Origin of the sequence: Burkholderia sp. AU39826 (genome assembly GCF_020419965.1) — a bacterium.
GTDB classification, from domain to species: Bacteria; Pseudomonadota; Gammaproteobacteria; order Burkholderiales; family Burkholderiaceae; genus Burkholderia; species Burkholderia semiarida.
Map to the genome: position 1 here is coordinate 77,372 of NZ_JAIZQG010000001.1, position 26,511 is coordinate 103,882.

Genomic DNA, 26,511 nt, shown 5'->3' on the forward strand with positions numbered 1-26,511 from the left:
GACTACCGCGTCGCGATCGCCACCGCCGCGCCGGCCATTGCGGTTGCGCTCGTGCGGTTCGCGATCCGCTTCGCGCGCGCCGACGTCAGCAAGGCGCGTGCACGCGACGCGAGCAGCGACCAGAAGCAGTCGGCCAGGATCAACACCGCGAACATCGTGCCGACCAGCTCGGCCCACGCGGCGACGCCGACGTGAGTGAGGTCGACGATGGTCGGCAGCAGTGCGAGATAGAACAACATGATTTTCGGGTTGCCGAGCGTGACCAGCATGCCCGCGACGAACATCCGCCACGGCGACTGGCCGCGCGGCAGGTCGTCGGTATCCGTGCCGGTCGGCGCGGTCCACATCTTCCATGAGAGGAACAGCAGGTATGCGACGCCGAGCAGCTTCAGCACGATCAGGCCCGTCGCGAACGTGTGCGCGAACGCCGACAGCCCCGCGACCGCGAGCGTGAGCCACAGCGCTTCGCCGAGCCACATGGCCGCGAGGAACGGCAGCACGTCGCGCACGCCGTTGGTCAGCACGCGCGCGACGAGCGCGGCGACGCTCGGGCCGGGCGTGCCGGCGGTGACGAGCAGGGCAAAGGCGAAGACGGCGAGTGCGGACAACGTCATGACGGACCTCGTGGATCGGGCATTCGAAACGAAACGATACGTATGAAGTTTCGATTATAGTGACGGCCGTTCCAGACTGCCTGCCTGAATCGCCGTGATGCCTGCATCGATCCTGATTCGTCCCGCCACGCGGGAAGACGCGGCCGCGATGGCCGCCGTGGAAGTCGCCGCCGCGCAACGGTTTCGCGCGATCGGCATGGCCGACATCGCCGACGGCGAACCGACCGATGCGGCCGCCGTGCTCGTGCGGATCGACGACGGCCGTGCGTATGTCGCGGTCGATTCGCAAGGCACGTGCGTGGGCTTCGCGTTCTACCGGCTGCTCGATGCGCAGCGGTTGTATCTGGAGGAACTGGATGTCGCGCCGTCGCATGCCGGACAGCGGATCGGCGCGCGCCTGATCGAACAGGTGACGGCGCGCGCGGCGCGGGAAGGGATCACGGAGATCGTGCTGTCGACGTTCCGCGACGCGCCGTGGAATGCGCCGTACTACGCGCGCCTCGGTTTCCGGATCATCGACGATACAGCACTCGACAACGCGCTGCGCGCGATACGCGCGCACCACGTCGCGCTCGGTCTCGACGAAACACGGCGCGTGTTCATGCGCGCGGACGTGCGCATCTGAACCCGCGCCGTTGTGCCGTCAGGCAGCGTCGCTCAGCGCCGGGTAGTCGGTGTAGCCCGTTTCGCCTTCCGCGTAGAACGTCTCCGGCACCGGCTTGTTGAGCGGCGCGCCGATTTCGAGGCGGCGCGGCAGGTCCGGGTTCGCGATGAACAGCTTGCCCCAGGCGATCGCGTCGGCGCTGCCGCTCGCGAGCGCGGCCTGCGCGGTGTCGAGCGTGAACTGCTCGTTCGCGATCAGCGGGCCGCCGAACGCTTCCTTCAGGCGCGGGCTCAGATGATCGCCCGAATACGATTCGCGCGTGAAGATGAACGCGATCTTGCGGCGGCCGAGTTCGCGCGCGACATAACCGAAGGTTGCCGCCGGATCGGAATCGCCCATCGTATGCGCGTCGCCGCGCGGTGCCAGATGCACGCCGACCCGGCCGGCGCCCCACACGTCGATCGCCGCGTCGACCACTTCGAGCAGCAGGCGCGCGCGATTCTCGATCGGGCCGCCGTATGCATCGGTGCGGCGATTGGTGCTGTCCTGCAGGAACTGGTCGAGCAGGTAGCCGTTCGCGCCGTGAATCTCCACGCCGTCGAAGCCGGCTGCCTTCGCGTTCTCGGCACCCTTGCGATACGCGGCGACGATGCCCGGAATCTCGTCGAGTTCGAGTGCGCGCGGCGTCACGAATGGACGCGGCGGACGCACCAGGCTCACGTTGCCGCCTGCGGCGATCGCGCTCGGCGCGACCGGCAGGTCGCCGTTCAGGAACATCGGATCGGAAATCCGGCCGACGTGCCAGAGTTGCAGCACGATGCGCCCGCCGGCCGCGTGCACGGCCTGCGTGATCTGCTTCCAGCCTTCGACCTGCTCGTCGGACCAGATGCCGGGCGTGTCGGCATAGCCGACGCCTTGCGGCGTGACCGACGTCGCTTCGGTGATGATCAGGCCGGCCGATGCGCGCTCGGCGTAGTAGCGCGCCATCAGCGCGTTCGGCACGCGCGCCGTGCCCGCACGGGCGCGGGTGAGCGGCGCCATCACGATGCGGTTCGGCAGGGTCAGGTCACCGAGGGTAACGGGATCGAACAGCGTGGGCATGGCAGATAACCTCTTCACGAAAGGCGGGGAAGCCGTCGAGTCAGGTGCGACGGCGCCCCGTATGGCCGGTTCGGCCGTTGGCTAGAGTTCGCGGCGCAGGGCGTCGTGAAATGCGTCGATGACGGCCTCGTTGCGCTGGAAGAACGCCCATTGGCCGATCCGCGTCGACGTCACGAGCCCCGCGCGCTGCAACGTGGCGAGGTGCGCCGAGACGGTCGACTGCGACAGCCCGCAGCGCGCGTCGATCTGGCCCGCGCAGACGCCGTGTTCGTACGGCAGCGTCTGCTGCGGAAAATGCTCGTCGGGCGTTTTCAGCCAGACGAGGATTTCCCGGCGCACGGGGTTCGAGAGCGCTTTCAGGATCGCGTCGATGTCGAGTTCGGTCGGCATGGAAAGGCTGGGTGTTTTCGGTCGGGCAAACGGGTATCGTCGATGGACGAATCATATATCGTCTTTTTGCGATATGTTTGAAAGCACTGCCGGCAATGGGGTTGATAGGGCGTTGTAATCTCGGGGCCGGATAGAGCGCGATGTGAACCGCCGTCGATGACGGCCGCCGGCTTCAGGTCGCCTTGCCTGCAATCCGCTATCGCCGTACGAGATTGGGCGAAGCGCGCGTCGGCGCGGAGCGAGATACGCAACCGGCGAGCTGATTCGTTTTCCGCAACGGACCGGCGGCGCGCGACGGATTCTGCGACCATCGCCGTTCAAGTCATATCCGCCACCCGAGCCGCCGCCATGTCCGTCACTTCCGCTGCCTTTTCCCGCATCCGACTCTCGCGCATGCTGCCGGCCGCTCGAGCCCTGTCATATGCCGTTCCGCTCGCGCTGGCCTGTGCCGCCGTCGGCATGCTGGTCGGCGCGCGGCCGGCGGAAGCCATTACGCCCACACAGCGCGAACGTCTCGAAGCGCCGGTCAAGGCAGTCGCCGACCAGCGCATAACCGTCGACACGCCGCAGGGCCGTGCGGTGTTGCCCGTCTACGCCGATCATCCGCTCGACCAGGCCGCGCCAGACGTCACGCGCGTGTTCATCGTGATTCACGGCACGCTGCGTAATGCCGACGCGTACTACGCATCGGGGCGCGAGGTCGTCGAGAAGGCCGGTGCGGCCGGTACGGGCACGATGGTCGTCGCGCCGCAGTTCCTGACACGCGCCGACGTGCGCGCGTTTTCGTTGCCCGCGCCGACGCTCGCATGGACGCAGGAAGGATGGAAGGGCGGTGAACCGGCCCGCCAGCCGGGCCCGATCAGCTCGTTCGCGGCGCTCGACGCGCTGCTCGCGCATTTCGCCGACCGCGGCCGGTACCCGTCGTTGTCGACGGTCGTCGTGATCGGCCACTCGGCCGGTGCACAGTTGCTGCAGCGTTATGCAGTGGCCGGGCGCGAAGGCGACGCGCTCGCGCGTACCGGCATTGCCGTGCGCTACGTGGTCGCGAACCCGTCGAGCTACCTGTATTTCGACGACGAACGGCCGAATGCCGAGGCCATGGCAGGCGGCGCCTGCCCGCGCGCGACCGAATGGAAGTACGGGTTGAAGTCGGCGCCGCCTTACGTTGCATCGCAGGACGTGCGCGATCTCGAAACGCGCTATGTCGCGCGCCATGTCGTGTACCTGCTTGGGCAGGCCGACACGAATCCCACCACGCATTTCATCGACCGTTCGTGCGCGGCGATGGCGCAGGGGCCGTACCGGCTCGCGCGCGGGCTCGCGTATTTCGATTACCTGAAGAAGCGGCATCCGGACGATCTCGCGCAGCAGGTCGTCGAAGTGCCGGGCGTCGGGCATGACGGCCTCGGCATGTTCACGTCCGCTTGCGGGCTGGCCGTGCTGTTCGGGCAGGCGCTGCCGCAGTCGTGCCCGGTCGTCGCCGGTACCGCGCCGGACATGCGTGCGCCCGACGAAAATCGATCGATCATAAAAATGCAGGAATCGGCAAGATAAATTCATTTCCCCGCGCGGCCGCGCCTGACCGTGCAGGGCAGTCGGCGCGCGGCGGTGTCTCCTGCGCATCATGCCGTTTTTTCCGCAACCGGCGCGGCGTCCGGATCGAACACCGTCAAGCCTTCCGTCGGGTCGGTCGGCAGGTCCCACGGCCGGGCGGCGACGGCCCGTTTCGCCGCGTCGTAGCCAGCCTGCCGGCGGGCCGCGATGCCGGCAGGCGTGAAATCGATGTCCTTCCACTGATTGTCGCCGTCGAGCCGCGGCGCGGCGAGCTTGATCAGGTGTATCGTGGTTTCGCATCCCCACGCGGCGAGCCGTCGCACGGCCGGCGACGCGCGTTCGGCTTCCGGCACGTGCCGGACCAGTTCGCGGATCACGTGGCGCCGCCGGTGGATCTGCTGCTGACGCGCGATGTGGCTGTCGGTGCGGCTCGCGTACTGGATGTCCTTCTGTCGTTCCGACACCTGCCAGATGCTCTCGGGCTCCGGGCCGGCCGGATTCCACATCTGGACGGAGAAGATGACCGAGCTGCGGCGCGGGTTGTCGTCGAGCACGACCTCGACCGGCGTATTCGAATACACGCCGCCGTCCCAATACGGCGCGCCGTCGATCCGTATCGCCGGGAACGCGGGCGGCAGCGCGCCCGAGCTGATGATGTGCTCGACCCCGAGCCGCGTGTCGCGCGAATCGAAATAGCGCATCGTGCCCGTACACGCATTGACCGCGCTGACGGTCAGGCGCGGATGGCCGGCGTTCAGCAAGTCGGGATCGATCAGCGACGCCAGCGTGTCGCGCAGCGGCGCGATCCGGTAGTACGACGCGCGATCGACGCCGAGCCGCACCATCGGCCCGAGCCACGACGCTGGATTGGGCTGGAAGAATCCCGAAATGCCGCCGCCGATGATCATCAGCTCGGCCAGCGCTCGATCCCAGTCGGGCAGTAGCGGCGGGACGTCGAAGCGGGTCCGCTCCGTCACGCGATGCCAGAATGCCGATAGCTGGTCGTAGCGCCGTTCCGGCGGATTTCCCGCGATCAGCGCCGCGTTGATCGCGCCGATCGACGTGCCGACCACCCAGTCGGGCCGGATCCCGGCTTCGTCCATCGCCTGGAATACACCCAGCTGGAACGCGCCCAGTGCGCCGCCGCCCTGGAGCACGAGCACGACTTGCCCGGGGAGGTCCATTCGTGCCGGCTGGCTCACGGTCATGGCTTGCCTCGCTGCGTGTGACGGTGGATCGGAACCGAACAGTTCGATTCAGTTTAGGCGATCGACGGCACGGGGGCGCCCGCTGCGCAATGGCGGCTTGCGTTTCTTGCTGCCGCCCGGCGGCACGCGCATCAGGTTGACGCCGAAATCGCGCAGGCTGCCGGCGTCGCCGAGACGCTGGCGGATGCGCTGCGCGCGCGGCGCATCGGACGGCCGCGGGTAGCCGCTGCCGCGGCGTTCGGGTACCGTACCGAGATCGATTCGGGGCATGGGCGGCTCCGTGTGCGTCGCGGGCGAAAGGGGCGACGGTCATTGCAGGCAGCTGCCGCCCGCCGTTCGCCCGCGCGTTGCGTGGCGGGCCGCGTCATTCGACGGTGATCGTCTCCTTCATGTACGGATGAATCCCGCAGAACACCTTGTAGACGCCCGGCTTGTCGAAACGGAACGCGTACGTCTCATCCTGGTCGAGCGCCTTCGAATGAAAGATGCCGGCGTCGTTGACGACGGTGTGCGGCTCCCCGTCGAGGTTCTTCCACGTGATCGTCGTGCCGGCCTTGATCGTGGTCGACATCGGCGAGAACATGAAATTGCGGATCGTCACGAGCGGGCCGTTCGGGCCCTGCGCGAATGCGGCGAGCGGCGCGCCCGCGGCCGCGCCGCACAGGAACAGCACCGCGACGATTCGAGATGGCTTGAAGCGGATCATGTCGGTCTCCTTATTTTTTCACGCAAGCGTCGTGTCATGCAGCGACGACGCAACCGGATGACCGGCGAATTCGACGGTCGTCACGCCGAGCATCGACGGCAGCCGGTCGTGCGGCACCGTGAGCGGCACGGGGCCCGGCCCGTTGCCGGCCGTCGGCTGCGGGAACGCGGTCGAGCGGGCGGTATGGAACGTCACGTTGCCCTCGACCTTCGACACGATCTGATGGATATGCCCGTTCAGCACGGTGACCGAGCCGAAGCGGCGCAGCAGCGCCATCGTCTGAGGCGCGTCGCCGGTGCCCCAGCCCCACGGTTCGTAGATGGTCCACATCGGCATGTGCGAGAACACGACGATCGGCGTGCTCGACGAGCGACCTTTCAGGTCCTGTGCGAGCCACGCGAGCTGCTCGTCGCCGAAGCTGCCGAGCCCGTTCGGCTTGAAGTGCATCACGTTGACGAGTGCAATGAAGTGCACGCCCGCGTGATCGAAGCTGTAATAGCCGCGGTTGTCCGACGCCTTGCCGAACCGGCCGAAATATTCGGCGCCCGAACCGTCGGTGACGTCGTGTTCGCCGGGCACCGTATGCAGTTCCGGCACGCGCAGCGCGGACAGCAACTGCGACGCGTGGTCGAATTCCTCGGGCTTGGACAAATGCGTGATGTCGCCGGTGTGGATCGCCAGCGCGGGCAGTGCAGGCATCCCGTTGACGAGGTCGATCGTCTGCTTCAGCGTGGCCGACACGTCAGGATTCGCGTCCTTGTTGAAGCCGATGTGCGTATCGCTGATCTGCACGAACAGCGGCCGGCCCGCGGCGGCCGGGCGCGCGTCGCCGGCCTGCGCGAGGGCGAGATCGAACGGCGTGAGGATGCCGCCCGACAGCGTGAACAGTGTGCCGAGGCCGCCGAAGGCCATGCATTGCAGGGCCTTGCGACGCGATGGGCGGGTGGGGGGCGATGAAGACATGGAAGCCTCGCATTCGTGTGACGAAACCGGACGGCCGGATCGTCCAGGAATAAGCCGGCGCCTTCGCATGCGATACCGGCGAAGCGGCGGATTTATTCCCGGCCGTTGCGAGGTCGAAAGCCGGCGCCCGCGCCCGCCACGCGAACGATCGTCATTCGGGCAAATCCCGCTGGTTGGTATCCCACTCGATCCCGCCGGCATTGAGCCGCTCGATCTTTTCCATCCGCTGCCGCGCGAGCTCCGGCAGCCGGTTCGTCACGGCGATCACGAGCGCCTCGGTGAGCGCCAGCGCCGGCACGTTGGTCTGCAGCATCGCGAACGGGCGCCCCTGGATCCGCAGCACGATTTCCGCGAACGCGGCGATCGGCGAGCGCCATTCGTCGGTGATCAGCAGGATCCGCGCGCCGAGCCGGTGCGCGGCCTGCGCGAAGCGGATGCTGTCCTTCTGGTAACGGCGAAAGTCGAAGATCACGAGCACGTCGTCGCGCCCCATGTCGGCCAGGGCGACGGACGCGAGATTCACGTTCGGCTCGACGTACTGCACACGCGGCCGCGCATAGGCGAGCGTGAACGAGAACAGCGACGCGAGCGGCGCCGTATACCGCCCGCCGCCGCAGAAAATGCGTACGTCCGGATCGGCCAGCACCGCCACGGCCGCGTCGAACGCGGCCGCGTCGAGCCCTTCGATCGTCGCCGCGAGCGATTCGGACAGCCGCTGGAAGATCGCCGCATGACTGTCGCGCATGCCCGTTTCCGAGTGGAACGCATCCATCCGCGCGAGCGGCGAATTCATCGCGGTGTCGATCTCGTCGTGCAGCGCCTGCTGGAACGACGAGTAATTCGGAAAGCCGATCCGGACGACGAAGCGGAACACGGTCGGGTCGCTGACTTCCGCCTGCTTCGCAAACTGCGCGATCGGGCCCAGTCCGAGACTGGGATAGCGATCCAGCAGCGCCTGCGCGACCTTCTGTTCCGACGGCGTGAAGCTATCCATCTGGGATAACAACAACGCCCTGATGCTCGTCCCCATCGGTACTCCGGCTTTCTATCTGAATTGAACTGAACGACCAAACGGCAGACGGGCGTCTGCCGCCAACTGCACGCATGTTAGCCGATCGACGTGCCGCAGGCCGCGTACGCCCTGAAATTAGAGGGACGCATCACCCTGCTCAACGAATACGTTCATATGTGTAATAAATCGAACATTCATTGTCAGCCTTATCGACGTGCTCTCGCTTCAAATTCAGGGCTTACCCTAGGTTTTGGCCCAAAAAACCGAGTGCTATGATCGCGGCCTCACTGGAATGTATCGTTTATTACATGTCGGCTTGGCAGCGTCGACACGTAGTTGCGCACCGGTGCATTCCCGCATGGCCCGGTTTATTCGTCTGGAGGATTCCGTCATGAGGCGGCTCGTAGTACTCACCCTGTTGTCGGCGATGAGCGTGTGCGCGTTCGCCGCGTCGGACCCGGCGGTCGAAGCGAAGAACGGCATGGTCGTGTCGTCGCAGCACTTCGCGTCGCAGATCGGCGTCGACATCCTGAAGGCAGGCGGCAACGCGGTGGACGCGGCGGTCGCCGTCGGCTATGCGCAGGCGGTGACCAATTCGTGCTGCGGCAACATCGGCGGCGGCGGCTTCATGACGATCCATCTGGCCGACGGTCGCGACCGCTTCATCAATTTCCGCGAGACGGCGCCGGCCGCGGCGTCCGCGAACATGTATCTCGATGCGTCGGGCAACGTCATTCCGGAGCAGAGCCTGTACGGCTATCGCGCGGTCGGCGTGCCGGGCACGGTGGCGGGCCTCGATCTCGCGCAGCGCAAGTACGGGAAGCTGACGCGCCGGCAGGTGATGGCGCCGGCGATCCGGCTCGCGCGCGACGGCTTCGTGCTGACGCGCGGCGATACCGACATCCTCGACACGACGGTCGAGCGCTTCAAAAAGGATCCCGAAGCCGCGCGCATCTTCCTGCGCCCCGACGGCTCGGCGCTGCAGCCGGGCGACCGCCTGGTGCAGAAGGATCTGGCGCGCACGCTCGAGCGCATCGCGGAGCAGGGGCCCGACGCGTTCTATCACGGCGAGATCCCGAAGATCGTCGAGGCGGCGGCGAAGCGCGGCGGCGGCGTGATTACGGCGGCCGATTTCGCGTCCTATCGCGCGCAGGACATGGCGCCGCTGACGTGCACGTATCGCGGCTACGAGTTCGTGTCGGCGCCGCCGCCGAGTTCGGGCGGCGTGACGATGTGCGAGACGCTGAACATCCTCGAAGGGTATGACCTGCGCAAGCTTGGCTACCACTCGGCCGCCGCAGTCCACTACATGACCGAAGCGATGCGCCACGCGTACGAAGACCGCAACACGCTGCTCGGCGATCCGGACTTCATCGACAACCCGATCGCGAAGCTGACGAGCAAGGAATACGCGGCACAGATCCGCAAGAGCATCCATGCCGACACGGCCACGCCGTCGGTCGACGTGCAGCCCGGTGTCGGCGTGCACGAGAAGCCGGAAACGACGCATTACTCGATCGTTGACCATGACGGCAATGCGGTGTCGACGACCTATACGGTCAACGGCCGATTCGGCGCCGTGGTCATCGCGCCCGGCACGGGTTTCTTCCTGAACGACGAGATGGACGACTTCACCGTGAAGGTCGGCGCGCAGAACCTGTTCGGCCTCGTGCAGGGCACGCGCAACTCGATCGCGCCGGGCAAGCGCCCGCTGTCGTCGATGGCGCCGACCATCGTGAAGAAGGACGGCAAGGTGTTCATGGTGGCCGGCTCGCCGGGCGGCTCGCGCATCATCACGATCACGCTGCAGACCGTGCTGAACGTGATCGACTACGGGATGACGCCGCAGGATGCGGTCGCCGCGCCGCGCATCCATCACCAGTGGCTGCCCGACGCGGTCTATTACGAAACCTACGGCCTGTCGCCCGACACGCTCGCGATCCTGCGCAACATGGGCTACAAGATGGTCGAGCAGACGCCGTGGGGCGCCGCCGAGCTGATCATGGTCGGCCTGCCGGGCACCGAAGCGGCGAGCCGCCAGAGTTCCGGGAACGATTCGTCGGTGTCCGGCAACGTGCGTGTCGGCTTCATCTACGGCTACAACGACCCGCGCCGTCCGGCCGGCTCGGCGATCGGCTACTGACCCGACCGTTTCATCCCGAATCGCTGCCGCCGGCGTTCGCGTTGCCGCGAACGCCGGTGCGGCGGCAGCGCGTCCGTCGGCGGACATCCACCAGCCTGAGCGGCGCGCACCTTTCTTCCGTCAACTCCATCGCCATGCGGCGAACTCCGTCATGAACAAACGAATGTCTGCGGCAGGCTGGATCCTGCTCGCCATGGCAGCCGGCATCCTGATCGGCTACCTGATCTACACGCAGCTTCCGGACAAGCAGTCGGCCGCGGAAATCGCCGGCTACATCTCGCTCGTGTCCGACGTGTTCCTGCGGCTGATCAAGATGGTGATCGGCCCGCTGGTGTTCTCGACGCTGGTCGTCGGCATCGCGCACATGGGCGACGCGGCGTCGGTCGGGCGCGTGTTCGCGAAAGCGTTCGGCTGGTTCGTCACCGCGTCGCTCGTCTCGCTGCTGCTGGGCCTGCTGATGGCGAACCTGTTGCGGCCCGGCGAGAACCTCGGCCTGCCGCTGCCGGACATCGGCGCGTCCGCGCATCTCGCGACGTCCAAGTTCACGCTGAAGGATTTCGTCGGCCACATGGTGCCGAAGTCGATCGCCGAGGCGATGGCGAACAACGAGATCCTGCAGATCGTCGTGTTCTCGCTGTTCTTCGGCGTGGCGCTCGCCGCGCTCGGCGAGCGCGGCAAGATTCTCGTCGCCGCGATCGACCAGCTCGCGCACGTGATGCTGAAGATCACCGGCTACGTGATGAAGCTCGCGCCGCTCGCGGTGATGGCCGCGATGGCGTCGACCGTCGCGGTCAACGGGCTGTCGATCCTGCTGAAGTTCGCGGTGTTCATGGGCGACTTCTACGCGAGCCTCGTGCTGCTGTGGGCCGCACTCGTCGCGGCCGGGCTGCTGTTCCTCGGCCGCCGCGTGTTCAAGCTGCTCGCGTTGATCAAGGAAGCGTTCATGCTGTCGTTCGCGACGGCCAGTTCCGAAGCCGCGTATCCGAAGATTCTCGACGCGCTCGACCGCTTCGGCGTGAAGCGCAAGATCTCCAGTTTCGTGATGCCGATGGGCTATTCGTTCAATCTCGACGGCTCGATGATGTACTGCACGTTCGCGTCGCTGTTCATCGCGCAGGCGTACAACATCCACCTGTCGCTCGGCACGCAGATCACGATGCTGCTGGTGCTGATGCTCACGTCGAAGGGGATGGCCGGCGTGCCGCGCGCGTCGCTCGTCGTGATCGCGGCGACGCTGCATCAGTTCAACATCCCGGAAGCCGGGCTGCTGCTGATTCTCGGGGTCGACACGTTCCTCGACATGGGCCGCTCGGCCACCAATGCGGTCGGCAACTCGATCGCGAGCGCGGTGGTCGCGAAGTGGGAGGGCGAGCTGATGTCGGAGTCCGAAGCACGCGCGCATGCCGCGCATCTCGATGCCGAACTCGAACGGCAGAACGGCGATCCGGCCTATGGCGCCGGTCAGACCACGGCGACCTGACGCTCAGGCCGCCAGCGCGTCGTCGATGCACACCGCGAGCACCATCGCGGCGGCGTTGCCCGGCGTCGAGCCGAGCAGTTGCGGCGCATAGACGCTGTCGCCGATCTCGATCGGCCGCCCCGACAGCGCGCACACGCCGCGTTTGCGCGTCGTGAACAGGCGCCACTTCTGGTAGCCGTAGTGTCCGGTGCACGCGTCGCACCACGAAATCATCACGGTGTCGGCCGTGGGCCGTTCGAGCACGTCGATGGTCGGCTTGCTCGTCGCGTCCCACGACGGCAGCCGGTCGCGCGTGACGCTGCGCCGCCGCGGCGCACCCCACGAGACGGACGGCATGTCGAAGCTGCCGATTGCGGCGACGGTCATGAGCCAGGGCGCTGCACGGTTGTTCATGTCTCTGTTCCTCGAAACGTTACGCGGTGCCGCGACGCGCGGCATCACGACAGGCGGATGCGCGGCTGCACCCAGCCGTTGATCCGTTCGGCGATCCACAGCAGGGTCGCCTTGGAAAAGCCGTGCAGCGCCTGCTGGTGCCGCCGGTAGAGCATCAGGTGGCTGAACTGCGCGAAGCGCCCCTGGATGAAGCCGCCGCGGAAGAACCCGAACTGCCCCAGCGTGCCGAATGCGTCGTAATCGCTGATCGACACCAGCGCGCCGAAATCGTGGAATGCGAACGGCGGAATCGGCGTGCCGTCGAGCCATGCGGGCAGATGCTTCGCGAGGTGCTCGGCCTGTTGCGTCGCGACCTGCGCGGTTGGCGGCAGCGGCCGTTCGTGGCCGTCGGGCAGCAGGCTGCCGCAATCGCCGATCGCGAACACGCAGTCGTCGCCATTCGCCTGCAGCGTGGGGCCGACGACGATCTGGTTCGCGCGGTTCGTGTCGAGCCCGCCCAGCGCCTGCATGAAATCGGGCGCCTTCACGCCGGCCGCCCAGACCATCAGGTCGGCTTCGGCGAACGACCCGTCGCCGTAGTGGAAACCGTTCGCGTCGGCCGACGTGACGCGCGTCGACGTCAGCACGCGAAAGCCGATCTGTTCGAGCCGCCGCTGGGCCGACGCGGAAATCCGCGGCGGAAACGCGTTGAGGATGCGCGGGCCGCTTTCGAGCAGCGTGAGCTGCAGCCGCTCGCGTACCGTCTCGTCACCGTACGCCTGCGCCACTTCCAGCAAGCGGCTCAGCTCCGCCGCGAGTTCCACGCCCGTCGCGCCCGCGCCGACGATCGCGACGCGAAACGGCTCGTCGCGCGCGATGCTGCGGAACACGCGCATCCGCAACGCTTCGTTGAAGGTCTCGGCTTGCTGCTGGCTGTCGATGAAGTAGCAGTGCTCGCGCACGCCGGGTACGCCGAAATCGTTGGCCTGGCTGCCGAGCGCGAGGATCAGCACGTCGTATTCGAGTTCGCGTGCGCCGATCACCACGTCGCCGTCCCGCGAGCGGATCGCGCCGAGCTGCACGCGGCGGCGCGCGCGATCGAGCCCCTTCAGTTCGCCGGGCTGGTACGTATAGCCGTGGTCGCGCGCATGGGCGAGGAAGATCACCTGTTGCTGCTGGACGTCGCGCGTGCCGGCCGCGATCGTGTGCAGCATCGGCTTCCAGATGTGCGTCGGGCTGCGATCGACGACCGTGATCCGTGCCCGCCCGGACCGGCCGAGACGCTCGCCCAGGCGGGTCGCGAGCTGCAGCCCGGCGATCCCGCCGCCGACGATGACGATGCGTGTAGGGGTTGTCATGGATAAATCATCACGTGATGAATAAGGTATGATCCTAGCGCTTCCCGGCTCCGCGTGTCAACGGAGCGGGGTGGACCGCCCGATTCCGGCACGTCGAAGCGGGGGCCGGACATGGGCATTCGAATCGTTCAAGGAGCAGGAAAAACGTGGCAGAAGTCACTGAGCGCGCGCCGTCGAAGCGGCGGACGCGCGGACGGCCGCTGGCGGATGCGTCCGTCGGTCCGGACGTGATATTGCGGGCCGCGCGCCGCACGTTCGCGAAGCGCGGCTACGACGCGACGAGCGTGCGTGAAGTCGCGCGCGAGCTGGGCATCGACGCGGCGCTGATTGCCCATCACTTCGGCACGAAGGAAACGTTGTGGCTGGCGGTCGTCGAGCAGATCGTCGAGCTGGCCGAACCGATGTTCGACGCGCTGCGTGCGTTGCGCACGTCGCCGCTGCCGCATCGCGAGCGCGTGCGGCGCGCGCTCGAGCTGTGCGTCGATCACGAATTCGCGGAGCCGGATATCGGCATGTTCTTCTCGACGGCGGCGACCGAGGAGGGCGCGCGGCTCGACCGGCTGCGGGAGCGGCTCGTGCGTCCGTACCACGACGCGATGTTTCCGCTGCTGGCGGACGCGGTCGAGGCCGGCGCGATTCGTCCGGTCGACCCGAACGTGCTGTTCTTCATGATCGCGAGCGCCGTGGGTACGACGGTGTCGTACAGCCACATGATGCTGGAGTTCACGTCGCTGCCCACGCGGCAGCACGAATTCAGGCAGGCCGTGCTCGCGGTCGCGCTGAACATTCTCGGCGACTGAGCGCCGCGCGCGATGCGCGCGGTCACGTCCCCGCGATCAGCCCCAGCTCGCGCACCGCGTTCCGCGCGCTCTCGCGCAGCGCATCGACAAGCGGCGACGGCGCGCGGTATGCGATCGCGAGCTCGTACGCGAGCGGGCTGCCCGCGCCCTTCAGTTCGCAAAACGTAATGCCTCGCGGCTGCATCGGCACGAACAGGCGCGGCATCAGCGCGACGCCGATGCCGCCCGCGACGAGCCCGGCTGTCGTCTGCATCTGGCGCGGCTGCTGGACCACGCGCGGCGCGAAGCCCGCCTGCGCGCACGCCGTCACGATCAGCGCGTGCATGCCGGGCCCGTGGTGCGCGGCAAACATGACCCACGGTTCATCCGCCAGCTCGGCCAGCGCGATGCGGCGGCGGCGCGCGAGGCGGTGGCCGTCGGACAGCGCGGCCACCATCCGGTCGCGCAGCAGCGGCTCGACATGCACGTCGCCGGCATCGGCCACCGGCAGCACGACGATGCCGACGTCCGTGCGGTCCTGACGCAGCGCAAGCACCTGCTCGGCGGTCGTACCTTCCTCGAGCTGGAAATCGACGTCCGGATGGCGCTCCTGGAACGCGCGCAGGATCAGCGGCAACAGCGCGTTGACCGTGCTGTCGACGAAGCGCAACCGCAGCGTGCCGCCGAGGCCGGCGCCCGCGCGGCGCGCCACGGCCACCGCGCGCTCGGCCTGTTCGAGCGCGCGCCGCGCTTCGAGCAGGAACGCTTCGCCGGCCGGCGTGAGCCGCGAGCCGCGGTTGTCGCGCTCGAGCAATGCGACGCCCAGTTCGTCCTCGAGCTTGCGGATCGCCGCGCTGAGCGGCGGCTGAGCCATGTGCAGTCGCTCGGCCGCGCGCCGGAAGCTGAGCGTTTCGGCGACCGCGATGAATTGCCGGAACTGGCGCAGATCGATCATGCGATACCTTCCATGTATCAGTAGATCATCGAATTCGTATTTTACCTATCACCCTGAGCTGCCCAGAATGTCCTTGTCGTCAACCGTCGATACTCGGGAGGGCAGATCATGACGGGCAATGAACAGCAGCGCACGGCCATCGTCACGGGCGGGTCGAGCGGGATCGGCTTCGCGATCGCGAGCCGGCTGGTGCGGGACGGGTATCGCGTCGCGCTCGTCGGGCGCGATGCGGCGCGGCTGGAGGCGGCTGTCGCGCGTCTGGGCGGAGCGGCAGTCGGGGAGGCCGGCGATCTGAGCGTGCGACGCGATGCGGAGGCGGTGGTGGCGGCGATCGTCGCAAGATGGCCGCGTATCGACGTCCTCGTCAACAACGCGGGGCGGACCGCCCGCGTCAGTGCGAATACCGAGGCGAGCGAGGCCGAGGCCGTGTGGGATACCGTGCTCGACGCAAACCTCAAGAGCCTGTTCTTGACGACGATGGCCGTGCTGCCGCATCTCGCCGATCGCGCCGCGCGAATCGTCAATATCGGTTCGATCGCGGCGCGCGCCGGCAGCCTGTTGCCGGGCGGCCTCGCCTATGCGGCCGCGAAGGCCGGCGTCGAAGGCTTCACCGTCGCGCTGGCACGCGAACTCGGGCCGCGCGGCGCGACGGTCAATACGGTCGCGCCCGGCTATATCGCCGGCACGCGTTTCTTCGGGGACGGCGGGGTCGCGCCGGCGGTCGCGGCGATGATCCGCGCGCAGACGCCGGCCGGCCGCGCGGGGCAGCCGGACGACGTCGCCGATGCGGTTGCCTGGCTCGCCGGGCCGCGCGCGTCGTTCGTCACCGGTGCGACGATCGCGGTGAACGGCGGCTGGCGCGTCGGGTGACGCACGGCATCCACGATCGGCGCGTCATTCGCAATCCGTCGGCGGCTTGTCGCCGAGCCAGCGCCGTGCACCGGGCCCGTTGCGGCCCGCGCGGTCTTCCGGGTTGGTCAGCTTGCAGCGTTTCAGCGACAGGCAACCGCAGCCGATGCATTCGTCGAGATTGATGTAGAGCCGCTGCAACTCCTCGATCCGGCTCGCGACGCGCTGCTTCCAGCCGCGCGACAGCCGCTGCCAGTCCTTGTTGGTCGGCGCGGTGTCCTCGGGCAGGCTGACGAGCTGCTCGGCGATTTCGTCGAGCGAATAGCCGATCTTCTGCGCGAACACGATGAACGCGATCAGCCGCAGCACGGCACGCGAATAGTGGCGATGGCTCGAGCCGTTGCGGTGCGACTTGATCAGCCCGCGCATTTCGTAGAAACGCAGCGTCGACGCCGGCACGCCGCTGCGCGCGGCCACTTCGCGGATCGACATCAGCGGCCATTGCGGGGTTTCCGGGATACCCATGACGCCCTCCTGGAAAGCTTGACTTGAAGTTAACTTCAACTTTTATGCTACGCGGCAGTTTAACCCGTCGCGAGGCATCATGCGCTCCTTTTCCCTACGCAGGACGTCGCCTTTGGGCGTGGCCTGCGCCCTGTTGCTGGCGTTGTCGGGCTGTCACGACGGCAAAGGCACGTCGTCGGCCCAGCCGCTGCCCGAAGTCGGCGTCGCCACCGTCGCGCCGCGTACCGTTCGCCTCGCGGACGAATTCAACGGACGCGTCGAAGCGGTCGACGCGGTCGAGTTGCGGCCGCGCGTGAGCGGCTATCTGCAGCGTGTCGCGTACAAGGAGGGCGACGTGGTCGCGCAGGGCGCGCTGCTGTTCGAGATCGATCCGCGCCCGTACCGGATCGCGCTCGACCGTGCGAATGCGCAGCAGCAGCGCGCGCGTGCGGCCGCGAGCCTCGCGAACGTGCAGCTCAAGCGCGTGCAGACGCTGATCGATGCGCATGCGACGTCGCAGGAGGAACTCGACAACGCGCGCGCCACCGCCGAGCAGGCGCGCGCCGACCTGCAGGCAGCCGACGCGGCCGTGGCCGACGCGAAGCTCAATCTCGGCTTCACCGAAGTGCGCGCGCCGATCGCGGGCCGCGTCGGCCGCGCGGTCGCGACCGTCGGCAACCTCGCGCGCGCGGACGACACGCTGCTGACGACCGTCGTGTCGCAGGATCCGGTCTACGTGTATTTCGATTGCGACGAGCAGAGCTACCTGCGCTACAACGCGCGGCGTGCCGATCCGGCGCATCGCGCGATCGGTGCCGATCCGGTGCGCGTCGGCCTCGCGAACGAGACGGGCTTCCCGCATGCGGGCACCGTCGATTTCCTCGACAACCGGCTCGATCCGCAAACCGGCACGATCCGCGCCCGCGTGCGGCTGCCGAATGCGGACCATACGTTTACGCCGGGCCTGTATGCGCGCGTGCAGCTCGTGAGCGGCCGCGACCAGGATGCATTGCTGGTCGACGACAAGGCCGTGCTGACCGACCAGGACCGCAAGTACGTGTACGTGATCGGCCCCGGCGACAAGGCGTTGCGCCGCGACGTGACGATCGGCCGCGAACTCGACGGCGAGCGGATCGTCGAGAAGGGGTTGCAGGCGGGCGACCGCGTGGTGGTCGACGGCGTGCAGCGCATCTACTATCCGGGCGCGCAGGTGAAGCCGAAGGCGCTGCCCGCGCGCGCCGATGCCGGCGCGCCTGCCGCGTAATGACGGGAGCGATACGATGGATTTCTCCCGCTTCTTCATCGACCGCCCGATTTTCGCGGTCGTGCTGTCGATCGTCATTTTCGCGATCGGCCTGATCTCGATCCCGATGCTGCCGGCCGGCGAATATCCGGAAGTCGTGCCGCCGAGCGTCGTCGTGCGCGCGACGTACCCGGGCGCGAACCCGAAGGAAATCGCCGAGTCAGTCGCCGAACCGCTGGAAGAGGCGATCAACGGCGTCGAAGGCATCATGTACATGAAGTCGGTCGCCGGGTCGGACGGCAGCCTGCAGGTCGTCGTCACGTTCCTGCAGGGCGTCGATCCCGACACGGCCGCCGTGCGCGTGCAGAACCGCGTGAGCCAGGCGCTGTCGCGCCTGCCCGACGAGGTCCGCCAGTACGGCGTGACCACGCAGAAGCAGTCGCCCACGCCGCTGATGTACGTGAGCCTCTATTCGCCCGACAACAGCCGCGATTCGCTGTACCTGCGCAACTACCTGACGCTGAACGTGAAGGACGAGTTGTCGCGGCTGACCGGCATCGGCGACGTCGGCGTGTACGGCTCGGGCGATTACGCGATGCGGCTGTGGCTCGACCCGAACCGGCTCGCATCGCGCGGCCTGACCGCGAGCGACGTGATCGCGGCCGTGCGCGAGCAGAACGTGCAGGTGTCGGCCGGCCAGCTCGGCGCGGAGCCGTCGCCGAAGAAGAACGACTTTCTCGTGTCGATCAACGTGCGCGGCCGCCTGCGCACGGTTCAGGAATTCAGCGACATCGTGCTGCGCAACGGCGACGACGGGCAGGTCGTAAAGCTGTCCGACGTCGCGCGCATCGAGCTCGGCGCGGGCGACTACACGCTGCGCTCGTATTTCAACGACAAGCATTCGGCCGTGGTCGGCATCTTCCTGTCGCCGGGCGCGAACGCGCTCGACGTCGCGAAGGCCGTGTATGCGAAGCTCGACGAGCTGTCGAAGCGCTTCCCGCCCGGCGTCGCGTACCGCCCGGTGTGGGACCCGACGGTGTTCGTGCGCGAATCGATCCGCGCGGTGCAGCACACGCTGATCGAGGCCGTCGTGCTGGTCGTGCTCGTCGTGATCCTGTTCCTGCAGACGTGGCGTGCGTCGATCATTCCGCTCGTCGCGGTGCCGGTATCGGTGGTCGGCACGTTCGCATGGCTCTATCTGCTCGGCTATTCGATCAACACGCTGACGCTGTTCGGGCTCGTGCTCGCGATCGGGATCGTCGTCGACGATGCGATCGTCGTGGTCGAGAACGTCGAGCGCAACATCGCGCAAGGGTTGAGCCCGCGCGATGCCGCACACCAGGCGATGCGCGAGGTGTCGGGGCCGATCGTCGCGATCGCGCTCGTGCTGTGCGCGGTGTTCGTGCCGATGGCGTTCATGTCGGGCGTCACCGGCCAGTTCTACAAGCAGTTCGCGGTGACGATCGCGATCTCGACGGTGATCTCCGCGATCAACTCGCTGACGCTGTCGCCCGCGCTCGCCGCGAAGCTGCTGCGTCCGCACGGCGCGCCGAAGGATGCACTGACGCGCGCGCTCGACCGCGCATTCGGCTGGTTGTTTCATCCGTTCAACCGCTTCTTCGAGCGCAGCGCCGATCGCTATCACGGCGTCGTCGCGCGCACGCTGAAGCGGCGCGGCGTGGTGTTCGCGGTTTATGCGGCGCTGCTCGCGGCGACCGCGCTGCTGTTCGACGCGGTGCCGGGCGGTTTCATCCCGGTGCAGGACAAGCTGTACCTGTTCGCGGGCGCGAAGCTGCCGGAAGGCGCGTCGCTCGCGCGCACCAGCGCGGTGACCGAGCAGATGACGAAAATCGCGCTCGGTACTGACGGCGTCGAGATGGTGCCGGCGTTCGCCGGGCTGAATGCGCTGCAGGGCGTGAACACGCCGAACATCACGAACTCCTACGTGATCCTCAAGCCGTTCGACCAGCGTCACCGCAGCGCCGCGCAGGTCAACGCGGACCTGAACGCGCGCTTCGCGGCGATCGGCGGCGGCATCACGTATGCCCTGATGCCGCCGCCGATCCAGGGCCTGGGCAACGGCTCCGGGTACGCGCTGTATCTGGAGGATCGCGGCGGCCTCGGCTACGGCGAATTGCAGAAGGCGCTCACCGCGTTCCAGGCCGCGGTCGCGAAGACGCCGGGGATGAGCTATCCCGTCAGCTCGTACCAGGCGAACATCCCGCAGCTCGAGGTGAAGGTCGACCGGCTGAAGGCGAAGGCGCAGGGCGTCGCGCTGACCGATCTGTTCAATACGTTGCAGGTGTATCTCGGCTCGATGTACGTGAACGACTTCAACGTGTTCGGCCGCGTATATCGCGTGATGGCGCAGGCGGATGCCGGCCACCGGCAGACGGCCGCCGACATCGCGAACCTGCGCACACGCAACGCGAAGGGCGAGATGGTGCCGATCGGCTCGATGGTGACGGTCGGGCCCGCGTACGGCCCCGATCCGGTCGTGCGCTACAACGGCTATCCGGCCGCCGACCTGATCGGCGATGCCGACCCGAAGACGATGTCGTCGTCGCAGGCGATCGCGAAGCTGCAGCAGATCGCGAAGGACGTGCTGCCGCCGGGCATCACGCTCGAATGGACCGACCTCAGCTACCAGCAGGTCACGCAGAGCAACGCGGCGATCGTCGTGTTCCCGCTGGCCGTGATGCTCGTGTTCCTGGTGCTCGCGTCGCTGTACGAGAGCTGGACGCTGCCGCTCGCGGTGATCCTGATCGTGCCCGTGTGCATGTGCGCGGCGCTGTTCGGCGTGTGGCTGTCCGGCGGCGACAACAACGTGTTCGTGCAGGTCGGTCTCGTCGTGCTGATGGGGCTGGCGTGCAAGAACGCGATCCTGATCGTCGAATTCGCGCGCGAGCTCGAGATCCAGGGCAAGGGTGTGGTCGAGGCGGCGCTCGAAGCGTGCAAGCTGCGGTTGCGTCCGATCGTGATGACGTCGGTCGCGTTCATCGCGGGCTCGGTGCCGCTGCTGATCGGCAGCGGCGCGGGCAGCGAGGTGCGGGCGGCCACCGGCGTCACCGTGTTCGCGGGGATGCTGGGCGTCACGTTGTTCGGGCTGTTCCTGACGCCCGTGTTCTATGTGACGATCCGCAAGCTCGCGGGCGGCACGCCGGCCGTCTGGAGCGAACAGCATGGCACCCTCGAAGGAGAAAACCGATGAGCGCCGCTTTCCGTCTTTCCGCGCTCGCGATGTCGGTGACGCTTGCCGCATGCGCGGTCGGCCCCGATTTCAAACGACCGGATACGGCCACGGCCGCGCGGTTCGCGCGCGATGCGCATCCGGCGACGCAGCGCGATGCGGCGCCGGCCGATACATGGCCCGATACACGGCCCGATATGCCGCCCGACGCATCGGCGGCGGCCGATGCCGCGTTCTGGCGCGGTTTCGGCGATCCGGCGCTGACGCAGTTGATCGACGCGGCGCTCGCGGCGAACCAGGATCTGCAGGTGGCCGTATCGCGCTACGACGCGGCGAATGCGCTGCTGTCGCAGGCGACGTTCGACCGCTATCCGACAATTACCGCGAGCGGCCGGATCGGCCATCAGTTGATGAGCAAGGACCAGGCGTTCGGCGCGCCGCGCAGCCAGCGCGATGCGCCGACGTCGAGCGTGGGCGTCGATGCCGCGTGGGAACTCGACCTGTTCGGCCGCGTGCGGCGCTCGATCGAATCGCAGCGCGCGGAAACGGCCGCCAGCGCGGCCGACGTGCGTGCGGTGCGCGTCGCGATCGCGGGAGAGGTCGCGAGCACGTACGTCGATCTGCGAGGCTCGCAGGAACGATTGCGGATCGCGCGCGAGAACGCCGACAACCAGAAGCAGACGCTTGCGCTGATCAATGCGCGCGTCGGCGCGGGACGCGGCTCCGAACTCGATGCGGCGCGAGCGCGTGCGCAGTACGAATCGACGACGTCGCGGATCGCCGTGTACGAAGCCGCGATCGGCGTCGACGAGCATCGGCTCGCGGTGCTGACCGGGCAGACGCCGGATGCGTTGATCGGCCGGTTCGACCCGCCGAAGACGGCCGCACCGGTGCCGCTGCCGGCGCTCGCGGCCGACATCGATCCGGGCACGCCGGGCGACTTGCTGCGCCGCCGCCCCGATGTCGCGGCCGCCGAGGCGCGGCTGCATGCGGCGACCGCGCGCGTCGGCGTCGCGACGGCCGACCTGTTTCCGCGCTTCACGCTGTCGGGGCTGCTCGGCAGCGCGACGAGCAGCTACGGGTTCTTCCGCGCGGGCGGCGACACGAACCTGATCGCGCTCGGCATCGACTGGTCGTTCCTCGACGTCGGCCGCGTGCGCGCTCGGATCGCCGCGAGCGACGCGGAGGCCGCCGGCCAGCTTGCGCAGTACCGGCAGACCGTGCTCGGCGCGCTGGAGGAAACCGAGAACGCACTGCTGCGCGTCGCGCGCACGCGTGACGAGACCGCTCATCTCGTGCGCGCGGCCGACGACAGCGCGCGCGCCGCGCAACTTGCGCAGGCGCGCTTCTCGGCGGGCGCGATCGACTACTACGAAGTGCTCGACGCGCAACGGACGCTGCTGCAGGCGCAGGACGCGGCGGCCGACGGGCAGATGCGCAGCGCGGCATCGACGGTCGCGCTGTACAAGGCGCTCGCGGGCGGCTGGCCGTCGGGTACGGGGCGGGGCGAACAAGGCCCGCTTGCTCAGTCGGAGAAGTAGCGCGAACAGTGCGGCGCGGCGAGCGTGGCGTCGCGTCGCTCCGCGCGAAGCAACGCGCAGCGATCGGCGAGCAAGGCGGCCATTGCGATCGCATGAAAGGGTCATCGTTCTCGCGGTAAAATTTGATTGCAAATGCAATTAAGAGAGAGGAACGACCTGACATGAGCGCAACCGAACCCGATCTGTGGTTCTCGTTCGTCCGCGCGCACCGGACGATGATTCGCGAGATCGAGCGTCGCCTCGCGGCGGCGTCCCTGCCCGCATACGCGTGGTACGACGCACTGTGGGGGCTCGAAAGCGGGCCCGACGGCACGCGCCGCATGCACGAACTGGCCGATGTGCTGGCGATCGAGCGCTACAACCTGACGCGGCTCATCGATCGGCTCGAACAGGAGGGGCTCGTCACGCGCACGCGTTCGGCGGACGACGGCCGCGCCGCGTTCGCGAGCATCACCGCCAAGGGGCGGACGCTGCGCAAAAAGATGTGGAAGGTCTACCAGTCGACGGTCGCCGAGCTTTTTCTCGACCAGTTCACCGGCAAGGAGCGGGCGGCAATGGCCGTTGCGCTCGATCGCGCGGCCGCTGCCGCGCGCGACGCGGCAGCCGGAGTGAAGTAACGGTATCCGGCACACGGAGCGGCCGCGCGCCGCCCATCGAGCGCGGCCGCCGGCCGGCCATGCGGCACGAGCCGCCGCGTCGTCAGCCGTTCGAGGCGGGCTGACGCGGCGCGGCAGGTGTCGGGCGCCGCACGGGCGGACCAGGTCGCGCCATCTGCATGTCCCTCCTTCGAGTACTAGCATGTCGCCGGCATCGCCGGTTTCGGCATAGGATTGCAATTGCAACGATTGCAGTTGCAATGCTAACCGATGACAAGGACCGACATGACCTCGACGCACTCCCTCACGTTCTATACAGCCGACACGCCGAACGGGCACAAGATCGCGATCTACCTGGAAGAGGCCGGGCTCGCCCACGATCGCGTGCAGGTGAACCTGTCCGCCGGCGAGCAGCGCAGCGCGGCGTATCTCGCGATCAATCCGAACGGCAAGATCCCGGCCATCGTCGACCACGACACGGGGCTGGCCGTATTCGAATCCGGCGCGATTCTCGGCTATCTCGCCGAGAAGACGGGCTGCCTGCAGCCTGAAACGCTGGCCGAGCGCACGGCGGTCCAGCAATGGCTGCATGTCCAGATCGGCGGGATCGGGCCGATGCTCGGTCAGCTGTGGTGGTTCCTGCACGCCTCGAAGACGGGCAATGCGGAAGCGATCGACCGCTACCGGAAGGAGGCGCTGCGTCTCTACGGCGTCGTGAACGGCCGCTTGTCGGAATCGGCGTATCTCGCGTCGTCGCGGTATTCGATCGCCGACATTGCCGCGTTCCCGTGGCTGCGCACGGCGGCCGAGCTCGACCTCGACCTTGCCGGCTTTACGCACGTCGAGCGCTGGCTTGCCGAGATCGCCGCGCGGCCGGCCGTTCAGCGCGGCCTGAGCGCATGCCGCGTGCCGACGGCCGAGGCGGCGCACTGACGTCGCATCGCCGGCGCTGCCTGGGCCGTGATCGCAACAAGGCGTGCGCTTCGTGCGGTCCAAATGGATCAGCACGTCGCGTGCGGGCGACGGGCAGAGCCGTGTGGTGCGGCGGCCCGACGCGATGCGCGCCCGATGTAGCGGCCGCCCGGGCGGGACGGCGACCCATCGGCGCAGGCGGTATCGCGGGTATCGGGCGAGCCGATGATCAGCATCGCGTCCGGCGGCCTACCGCGGCCGTCGCCCGGTGTTTACGCTGGCGCGATCATCCACTCTGTCCGGAAGGTCGCCATGTCCCGGCTCGATTACAAGCTGCTCGGCCCCTGCTTGCTCGCCATCGCGCTCGACGCGATGGGGTTCGGCCTCGTTTATCCGATGATGTCCGCCATTTTCAGCGATCCGCACGCGGGCATCCTGCCGGCCGACGCGGGCGTGCACGTGCGCAATTTCTATCTCGGCCTCGGCTACGGGATCTATCCGCTGTGCATGTTCTTCGGCTCGTCGCTGATGGGCGAGCTGTCCGATCGCTACGGCCGCCGCCGGATCCTGCTGCTGTGCGTGTTCGGCCTCGCGGCCGGCTACGCGATGATGGCGGCCGGTGTGTCGCATGCCGGTGTCGCGCTGCTGCTGGCCGGGCGCGGGCTCACGGGCTTGATGGCCGGCTGCCAGGGCATCGCGCAGGCGGCCATCACCGATCTCAGCACGCCCGAGACGAAGGCGTACAACATGAGCATCATGTCGCTCGCGTTCAGCGCGGGCGTGATCGTCGGCCCGGTGCTCGGCGGCGTGACGTCCGACCGCACGATCTCGCCGGTGTTCGACTACGGCACGCCGTTCGCGCTGGTCGCCGCGTTGTCGCTGATCTGCGCGTGCTGGACCTGGGCGTCGTATCGCGATTCCGCGGCGCCGCGCGGCGATACGCGCATCGATCCGCTGTTGCCGCTGCGGATCATCCGGGAAGCCGCGCGGCAGCGCGACGTCGCATTCCTGTCGGTGGTGTTCTTCCTGATGCAGGTCGGCTACGGGCTCTACCTGCAGACCGTCATGCTGCTGTTGCAGGCGAAATTCGGTTACACGAGCGCGCGGCTCGGGTTGTTCAGCGGCGTGATCGGCATCTGCTTCGTGTTCGGCCTGTTGTGCGTCGTGCGGCTGATGCTGCGCGTGTGGCGCGTGATCGATATCGCGAAGACGGGCCTGCTCGTGGCCGGCCTTGGCCAGATCCTGTCCGCGCTGTTCCCGCATGAACCGGTGCTGTGGGCGCTTGCGATGGTCGTCGGCTGCTTCGACATGGTTGCGTACACGACGATGTATACGGCGTTTTCCGACGCCGTCAGCGACGATCGGCAGGGCTGGGCGCTCGGCGTCGCGGGCTCGGTGATGGCGGTCGCGTGGGTCGTGACGGGCGCGCTGACGAATCTGCTGCCGGTATTCGGCGAAATCGGATTGCTGCTGATCGGCGGCGCGGGTTTCCTGCTCAGCTTCGCGATGATGGTGGCGTACGGCCGTACGCGGCCGGGCGCGCGAACGGTCGTGTTGTCGTAGGGGGCGTGGGCCGCGCGACGTTGGCCCGCTCCTGTCGAATGGGGCCCTGTGCGCGGTCGTCGCGCAACTTCGCACGGCCCGACACCGGCGCGGCGGACGAGGTTCGGGCCGCGTCCCAGCCGCCCGGCATCGCGACGCGCCGGCGCGATGCGTCAGAACATCGTGTTCCGGTTCGCCGACGTTTCCGGCACCGGCTGGATCACGTCCCAATGTTCGACGATCTTGCCGTCCTTCACGCGGAAGATGTCGACCACCGCTTCGCCGCGATCGCCCGGGCGCTCGGTCGCATGCACGTGCAGGTACACCAGATCCCCGTCGGCCGCGCTGCGGACGATACGCGCGCGTGACGCCGGATTCTTCTGGAACGCGCCGACGAAGTACGACACGAACGGCTTCTTGCCGTCCGGCACGTGCGGGTTGTGCTGTTTGTAGTCGTCCGCGACGACGGCGGCGGCCTCGACCGCTTCGTGCCGGTTGAAGAAGCGGTCGTAGAACGTCAGCACGAGCTGGCGGTTGGCTTCCTCGGCCGCCAGGTCGCGCGTGGCAGGGCCGGTGGCCAGCGCGACCGTCGATGCGGCCAGCAGAACGACTGCGGCAACGGCGTGAACGGGGGAGCGAAACGATGACATGTAGCGTTTTCCTGGTCTGACGATGCGTGGAGGGATGCGTGACTCGGGCGGCGCTGAACGCGCTGGCCGGCGAGCGATCGAGCCGTGGCCGCGCGATGCATCCCGTATCGGCATGAACGATTCGCCGACAAGACCATGAGATTCCGCTGCCGATAGTGCGCGATATCGTCATGCTTCGTTGAACTGGCGAATCCCGGCGGCGGGCAGGCGGCTGTCGGGCCGATCGAATGGTACAGTTGCCGCGA

General features: G+C 67.8%; 24 protein-coding genes and 1 pseudogene. 12 read left to right on the top strand and 13 right to left on the bottom strand.

The window, feature by feature from the left end:
• Positions 1 to 2: 2 nt before the first annotated feature.
• Positions 3 to 614, bottom strand: coding sequence for a LysE family translocator (locus LGM42_RS00385; RefSeq protein WP_226231259.1), 612 nt, complete (start codon positions 612 to 614; stop codon positions 3 to 5).
• 97 nt (positions 615 to 711) lie between these two features.
• On the opposite strand from LGM42_RS00385, the gene LGM42_RS00390 reads away from it, so the two are divergent.
• The gene (locus LGM42_RS00390) at positions 712 to 1,239 is read left to right on the top strand and encodes a GNAT family N-acetyltransferase (protein WP_226231260.1); all 528 of its coding nucleotides are present in this window, start codon (positions 712 to 714) and stop codon (positions 1,237 to 1,239) included.
• An 18-nt stretch (positions 1,240 to 1,257) separates the two neighbouring features.
• Here LGM42_RS00390 and LGM42_RS00395 read toward each other — a convergent pair whose 3' ends face one another.
• Both LGM42_RS00395 and LGM42_RS00400 read right to left on the bottom strand, forming a co-directional pair.
• Entirely contained in the window at positions 1,258 to 2,319 is a 1,062-nt protein-coding gene (locus LGM42_RS00395) for an alkene reductase (RefSeq protein ID WP_226231261.1), read from the bottom strand.
• An 81-nt stretch (positions 2,320 to 2,400) separates the two neighbouring features.
• Positions 2,401 to 2,709, bottom strand: coding sequence for an ArsR/SmtB family transcription factor (locus tag LGM42_RS00400; protein WP_099317635.1), 309 nt, complete (start codon positions 2,707 to 2,709; stop codon positions 2,401 to 2,403).
• 348 nt (positions 2,710 to 3,057) lie between these two features.
• On the opposite strand from LGM42_RS00400, the gene LGM42_RS00405 reads away from it, so the two are divergent.
• Entirely contained in the window at positions 3,058 to 4,263 is a 1,206-nt protein-coding gene (locus tag LGM42_RS00405; protein ID WP_226231262.1) for an alpha/beta hydrolase, read from the top strand.
• Between the two features lie 68 nt (positions 4,264 to 4,331).
• Here LGM42_RS00405 and LGM42_RS00410 read toward each other — a convergent pair whose 3' ends face one another.
• The 5 genes and pseudogenes from LGM42_RS00410 to LGM42_RS00430 form a co-directional block, all read right to left on the bottom strand.
• On the bottom strand, positions 4,332 to 5,471 hold the full coding sequence (locus LGM42_RS00410; protein WP_226231263.1) for a patatin-like phospholipase family protein: 1,140 nt from the start codon (positions 5,469 to 5,471) through the stop codon (positions 4,332 to 4,334).
• 111 nt (positions 5,472 to 5,582) lie between these two features.
• Positions 5,583 to 5,741, bottom strand: a pseudogene (locus tag LGM42_RS00415) (transcriptional regulator); the annotation flags it as partial.
• 94 nt (positions 5,742 to 5,835) lie between these two features.
• Positions 5,836 to 6,177, bottom strand: a complete 342-nt coding sequence (locus LGM42_RS00420; protein WP_226231264.1) for a cupredoxin family copper-binding protein — start codon at positions 6,175 to 6,177, stop codon at positions 5,836 to 5,838.
• Positions 6,178 to 6,195: 18 nt separating this feature from the next.
• Positions 6,196 to 7,140 carry a metallophosphoesterase family protein gene (locus LGM42_RS00425; protein ID WP_226231265.1) on the bottom strand — a complete coding sequence of 315 codons (945 nt, stop codon included), beginning with the start codon at positions 7,138 to 7,140 and terminating at the stop codon, positions 6,196 to 6,198.
• A 151-nt stretch (positions 7,141 to 7,291) separates the two neighbouring features.
• Positions 7,292 to 8,170 carry a MurR/RpiR family transcriptional regulator gene (locus LGM42_RS00430; protein WP_226231266.1) on the bottom strand — a complete coding sequence of 293 codons (879 nt, stop codon included), beginning with the start codon at positions 8,168 to 8,170 and terminating at the stop codon, positions 7,292 to 7,294.
• 373 nt (positions 8,171 to 8,543) lie between these two features.
• Between LGM42_RS00430 and ggt the strand changes: the two genes are divergently transcribed.
• Both ggt and LGM42_RS00440 read left to right on the top strand, forming a co-directional pair.
• On the top strand, positions 8,544 to 10,295 hold the full coding sequence (gene ggt, locus LGM42_RS00435) for a gamma-glutamyltransferase (RefSeq protein WP_226231267.1): 1,752 nt from the start codon (positions 8,544 to 8,546) through the stop codon (positions 10,293 to 10,295).
• Positions 10,296 to 10,446: 151 nt separating this feature from the next.
• On the top strand, positions 10,447 to 11,775 hold the full coding sequence (locus LGM42_RS00440; RefSeq protein WP_059584840.1) for a dicarboxylate/amino acid:cation symporter: 1,329 nt from the start codon (positions 10,447 to 10,449) through the stop codon (positions 11,773 to 11,775).
• Positions 11,776 to 11,778: 3 nt separating this feature from the next.
• On the opposite strand, the gene LGM42_RS00445 is transcribed toward LGM42_RS00440, so the two are convergent.
• Entirely contained in the window at positions 11,779 to 12,168 is a 390-nt protein-coding gene (locus LGM42_RS00445) for a DUF3331 domain-containing protein (RefSeq protein WP_226231268.1), read from the bottom strand.
• 44 nt (positions 12,169 to 12,212) lie between these two features.
• A complete protein-coding gene (locus LGM42_RS00450) occupies positions 12,213 to 13,505 on the bottom strand; it encodes an NAD(P)/FAD-dependent oxidoreductase (protein ID WP_226231269.1) in 1,293 nt (430 codons plus the stop codon).
• A gap of 146 nt (positions 13,506 to 13,651) precedes the next feature.
• Between LGM42_RS00450 and LGM42_RS00455 the strand changes: the two genes are divergently transcribed.
• A complete protein-coding gene (locus tag LGM42_RS00455) occupies positions 13,652 to 14,305 on the top strand; it encodes a TetR/AcrR family transcriptional regulator (RefSeq protein WP_060310710.1) in 654 nt (217 codons plus the stop codon).
• A gap of 22 nt (positions 14,306 to 14,327) precedes the next feature.
• Here LGM42_RS00455 and LGM42_RS00460 read toward each other — a convergent pair whose 3' ends face one another.
• The gene (locus LGM42_RS00460) at positions 14,328 to 15,239 is read right to left on the bottom strand and encodes a LysR family transcriptional regulator (RefSeq protein WP_226231270.1); all 912 of its coding nucleotides are present in this window, start codon (positions 15,237 to 15,239) and stop codon (positions 14,328 to 14,330) included.
• 108 nt (positions 15,240 to 15,347) lie between these two features.
• Between LGM42_RS00460 and LGM42_RS00465 the strand changes: the two genes are divergently transcribed.
• Positions 15,348 to 16,109 carry an SDR family NAD(P)-dependent oxidoreductase gene (locus LGM42_RS00465; protein ID WP_226231271.1) on the top strand — a complete coding sequence of 254 codons (762 nt, stop codon included), beginning with the start codon at positions 15,348 to 15,350 and terminating at the stop codon, positions 16,107 to 16,109.
• A gap of 24 nt (positions 16,110 to 16,133) precedes the next feature.
• Here LGM42_RS00465 and soxR read toward each other — a convergent pair whose 3' ends face one another.
• On the bottom strand, positions 16,134 to 16,613 hold the full coding sequence (soxR, locus tag LGM42_RS00470) for a redox-sensitive transcriptional activator SoxR (RefSeq protein WP_059639703.1): 480 nt from the start codon (positions 16,611 to 16,613) through the stop codon (positions 16,134 to 16,136).
• Between the two features lie 79 nt (positions 16,614 to 16,692).
• Here soxR and LGM42_RS00475 point away from each other — a divergent pair, with 79 nt between their 5' ends.
• The 6 genes from LGM42_RS00475 (at position 16,693) to LGM42_RS00500 (ending at position 25,637) form a co-directional block, all read left to right on the top strand.
• Complete coding sequence (locus LGM42_RS00475; protein ID WP_226231272.1) at positions 16,693 to 17,856, top strand: efflux RND transporter periplasmic adaptor subunit; 1,164 nt, start codon at positions 16,693 to 16,695, stop codon at positions 17,854 to 17,856.
• 16 nt (positions 17,857 to 17,872) lie between these two features.
• Positions 17,873 to 21,046 (top strand): efflux RND transporter permease subunit, encoded by a 3,174-nt coding sequence (locus tag LGM42_RS00480; RefSeq protein ID WP_226231273.1) that lies wholly within the window; start codon positions 17,873 to 17,875, stop codon positions 21,044 to 21,046.
• The gene (locus LGM42_RS00485) at positions 21,043 to 22,566 is read left to right on the top strand and encodes an efflux transporter outer membrane subunit (RefSeq protein ID WP_226231274.1); all 1,524 of its coding nucleotides are present in this window, start codon (positions 21,043 to 21,045) and stop codon (positions 22,564 to 22,566) included. Before LGM42_RS00480 ends, LGM42_RS00485 begins: the two co-directional genes overlap by 4 nt.
• A gap of 161 nt (positions 22,567 to 22,727) precedes the next feature.
• Complete coding sequence (locus LGM42_RS00490) at positions 22,728 to 23,183, top strand: MarR family winged helix-turn-helix transcriptional regulator (RefSeq protein WP_059639700.1); 456 nt, start codon at positions 22,728 to 22,730, stop codon at positions 23,181 to 23,183.
• Positions 23,184 to 23,447: 264 nt separating this feature from the next.
• Entirely contained in the window at positions 23,448 to 24,095 is a 648-nt protein-coding gene (locus LGM42_RS00495) for a glutathione S-transferase family protein (RefSeq protein ID WP_226231275.1), read from the top strand.
• 291 nt (positions 24,096 to 24,386) lie between these two features.
• Entirely contained in the window at positions 24,387 to 25,637 is a 1,251-nt protein-coding gene (locus LGM42_RS00500; RefSeq protein WP_226231276.1) for an MFS transporter, read from the top strand.
• A 152-nt stretch (positions 25,638 to 25,789) separates the two neighbouring features.
• Here the strand turns inward: LGM42_RS00500 and LGM42_RS00505 are convergent, their stop codons facing one another.
• The gene (locus tag LGM42_RS00505) at positions 25,790 to 26,266 is read right to left on the bottom strand and encodes a nuclear transport factor 2 family protein (RefSeq protein ID WP_226231277.1); all 477 of its coding nucleotides are present in this window, start codon (positions 26,264 to 26,266) and stop codon (positions 25,790 to 25,792) included.
• Positions 26,267 to 26,511 lie beyond the last annotated feature (245 nt).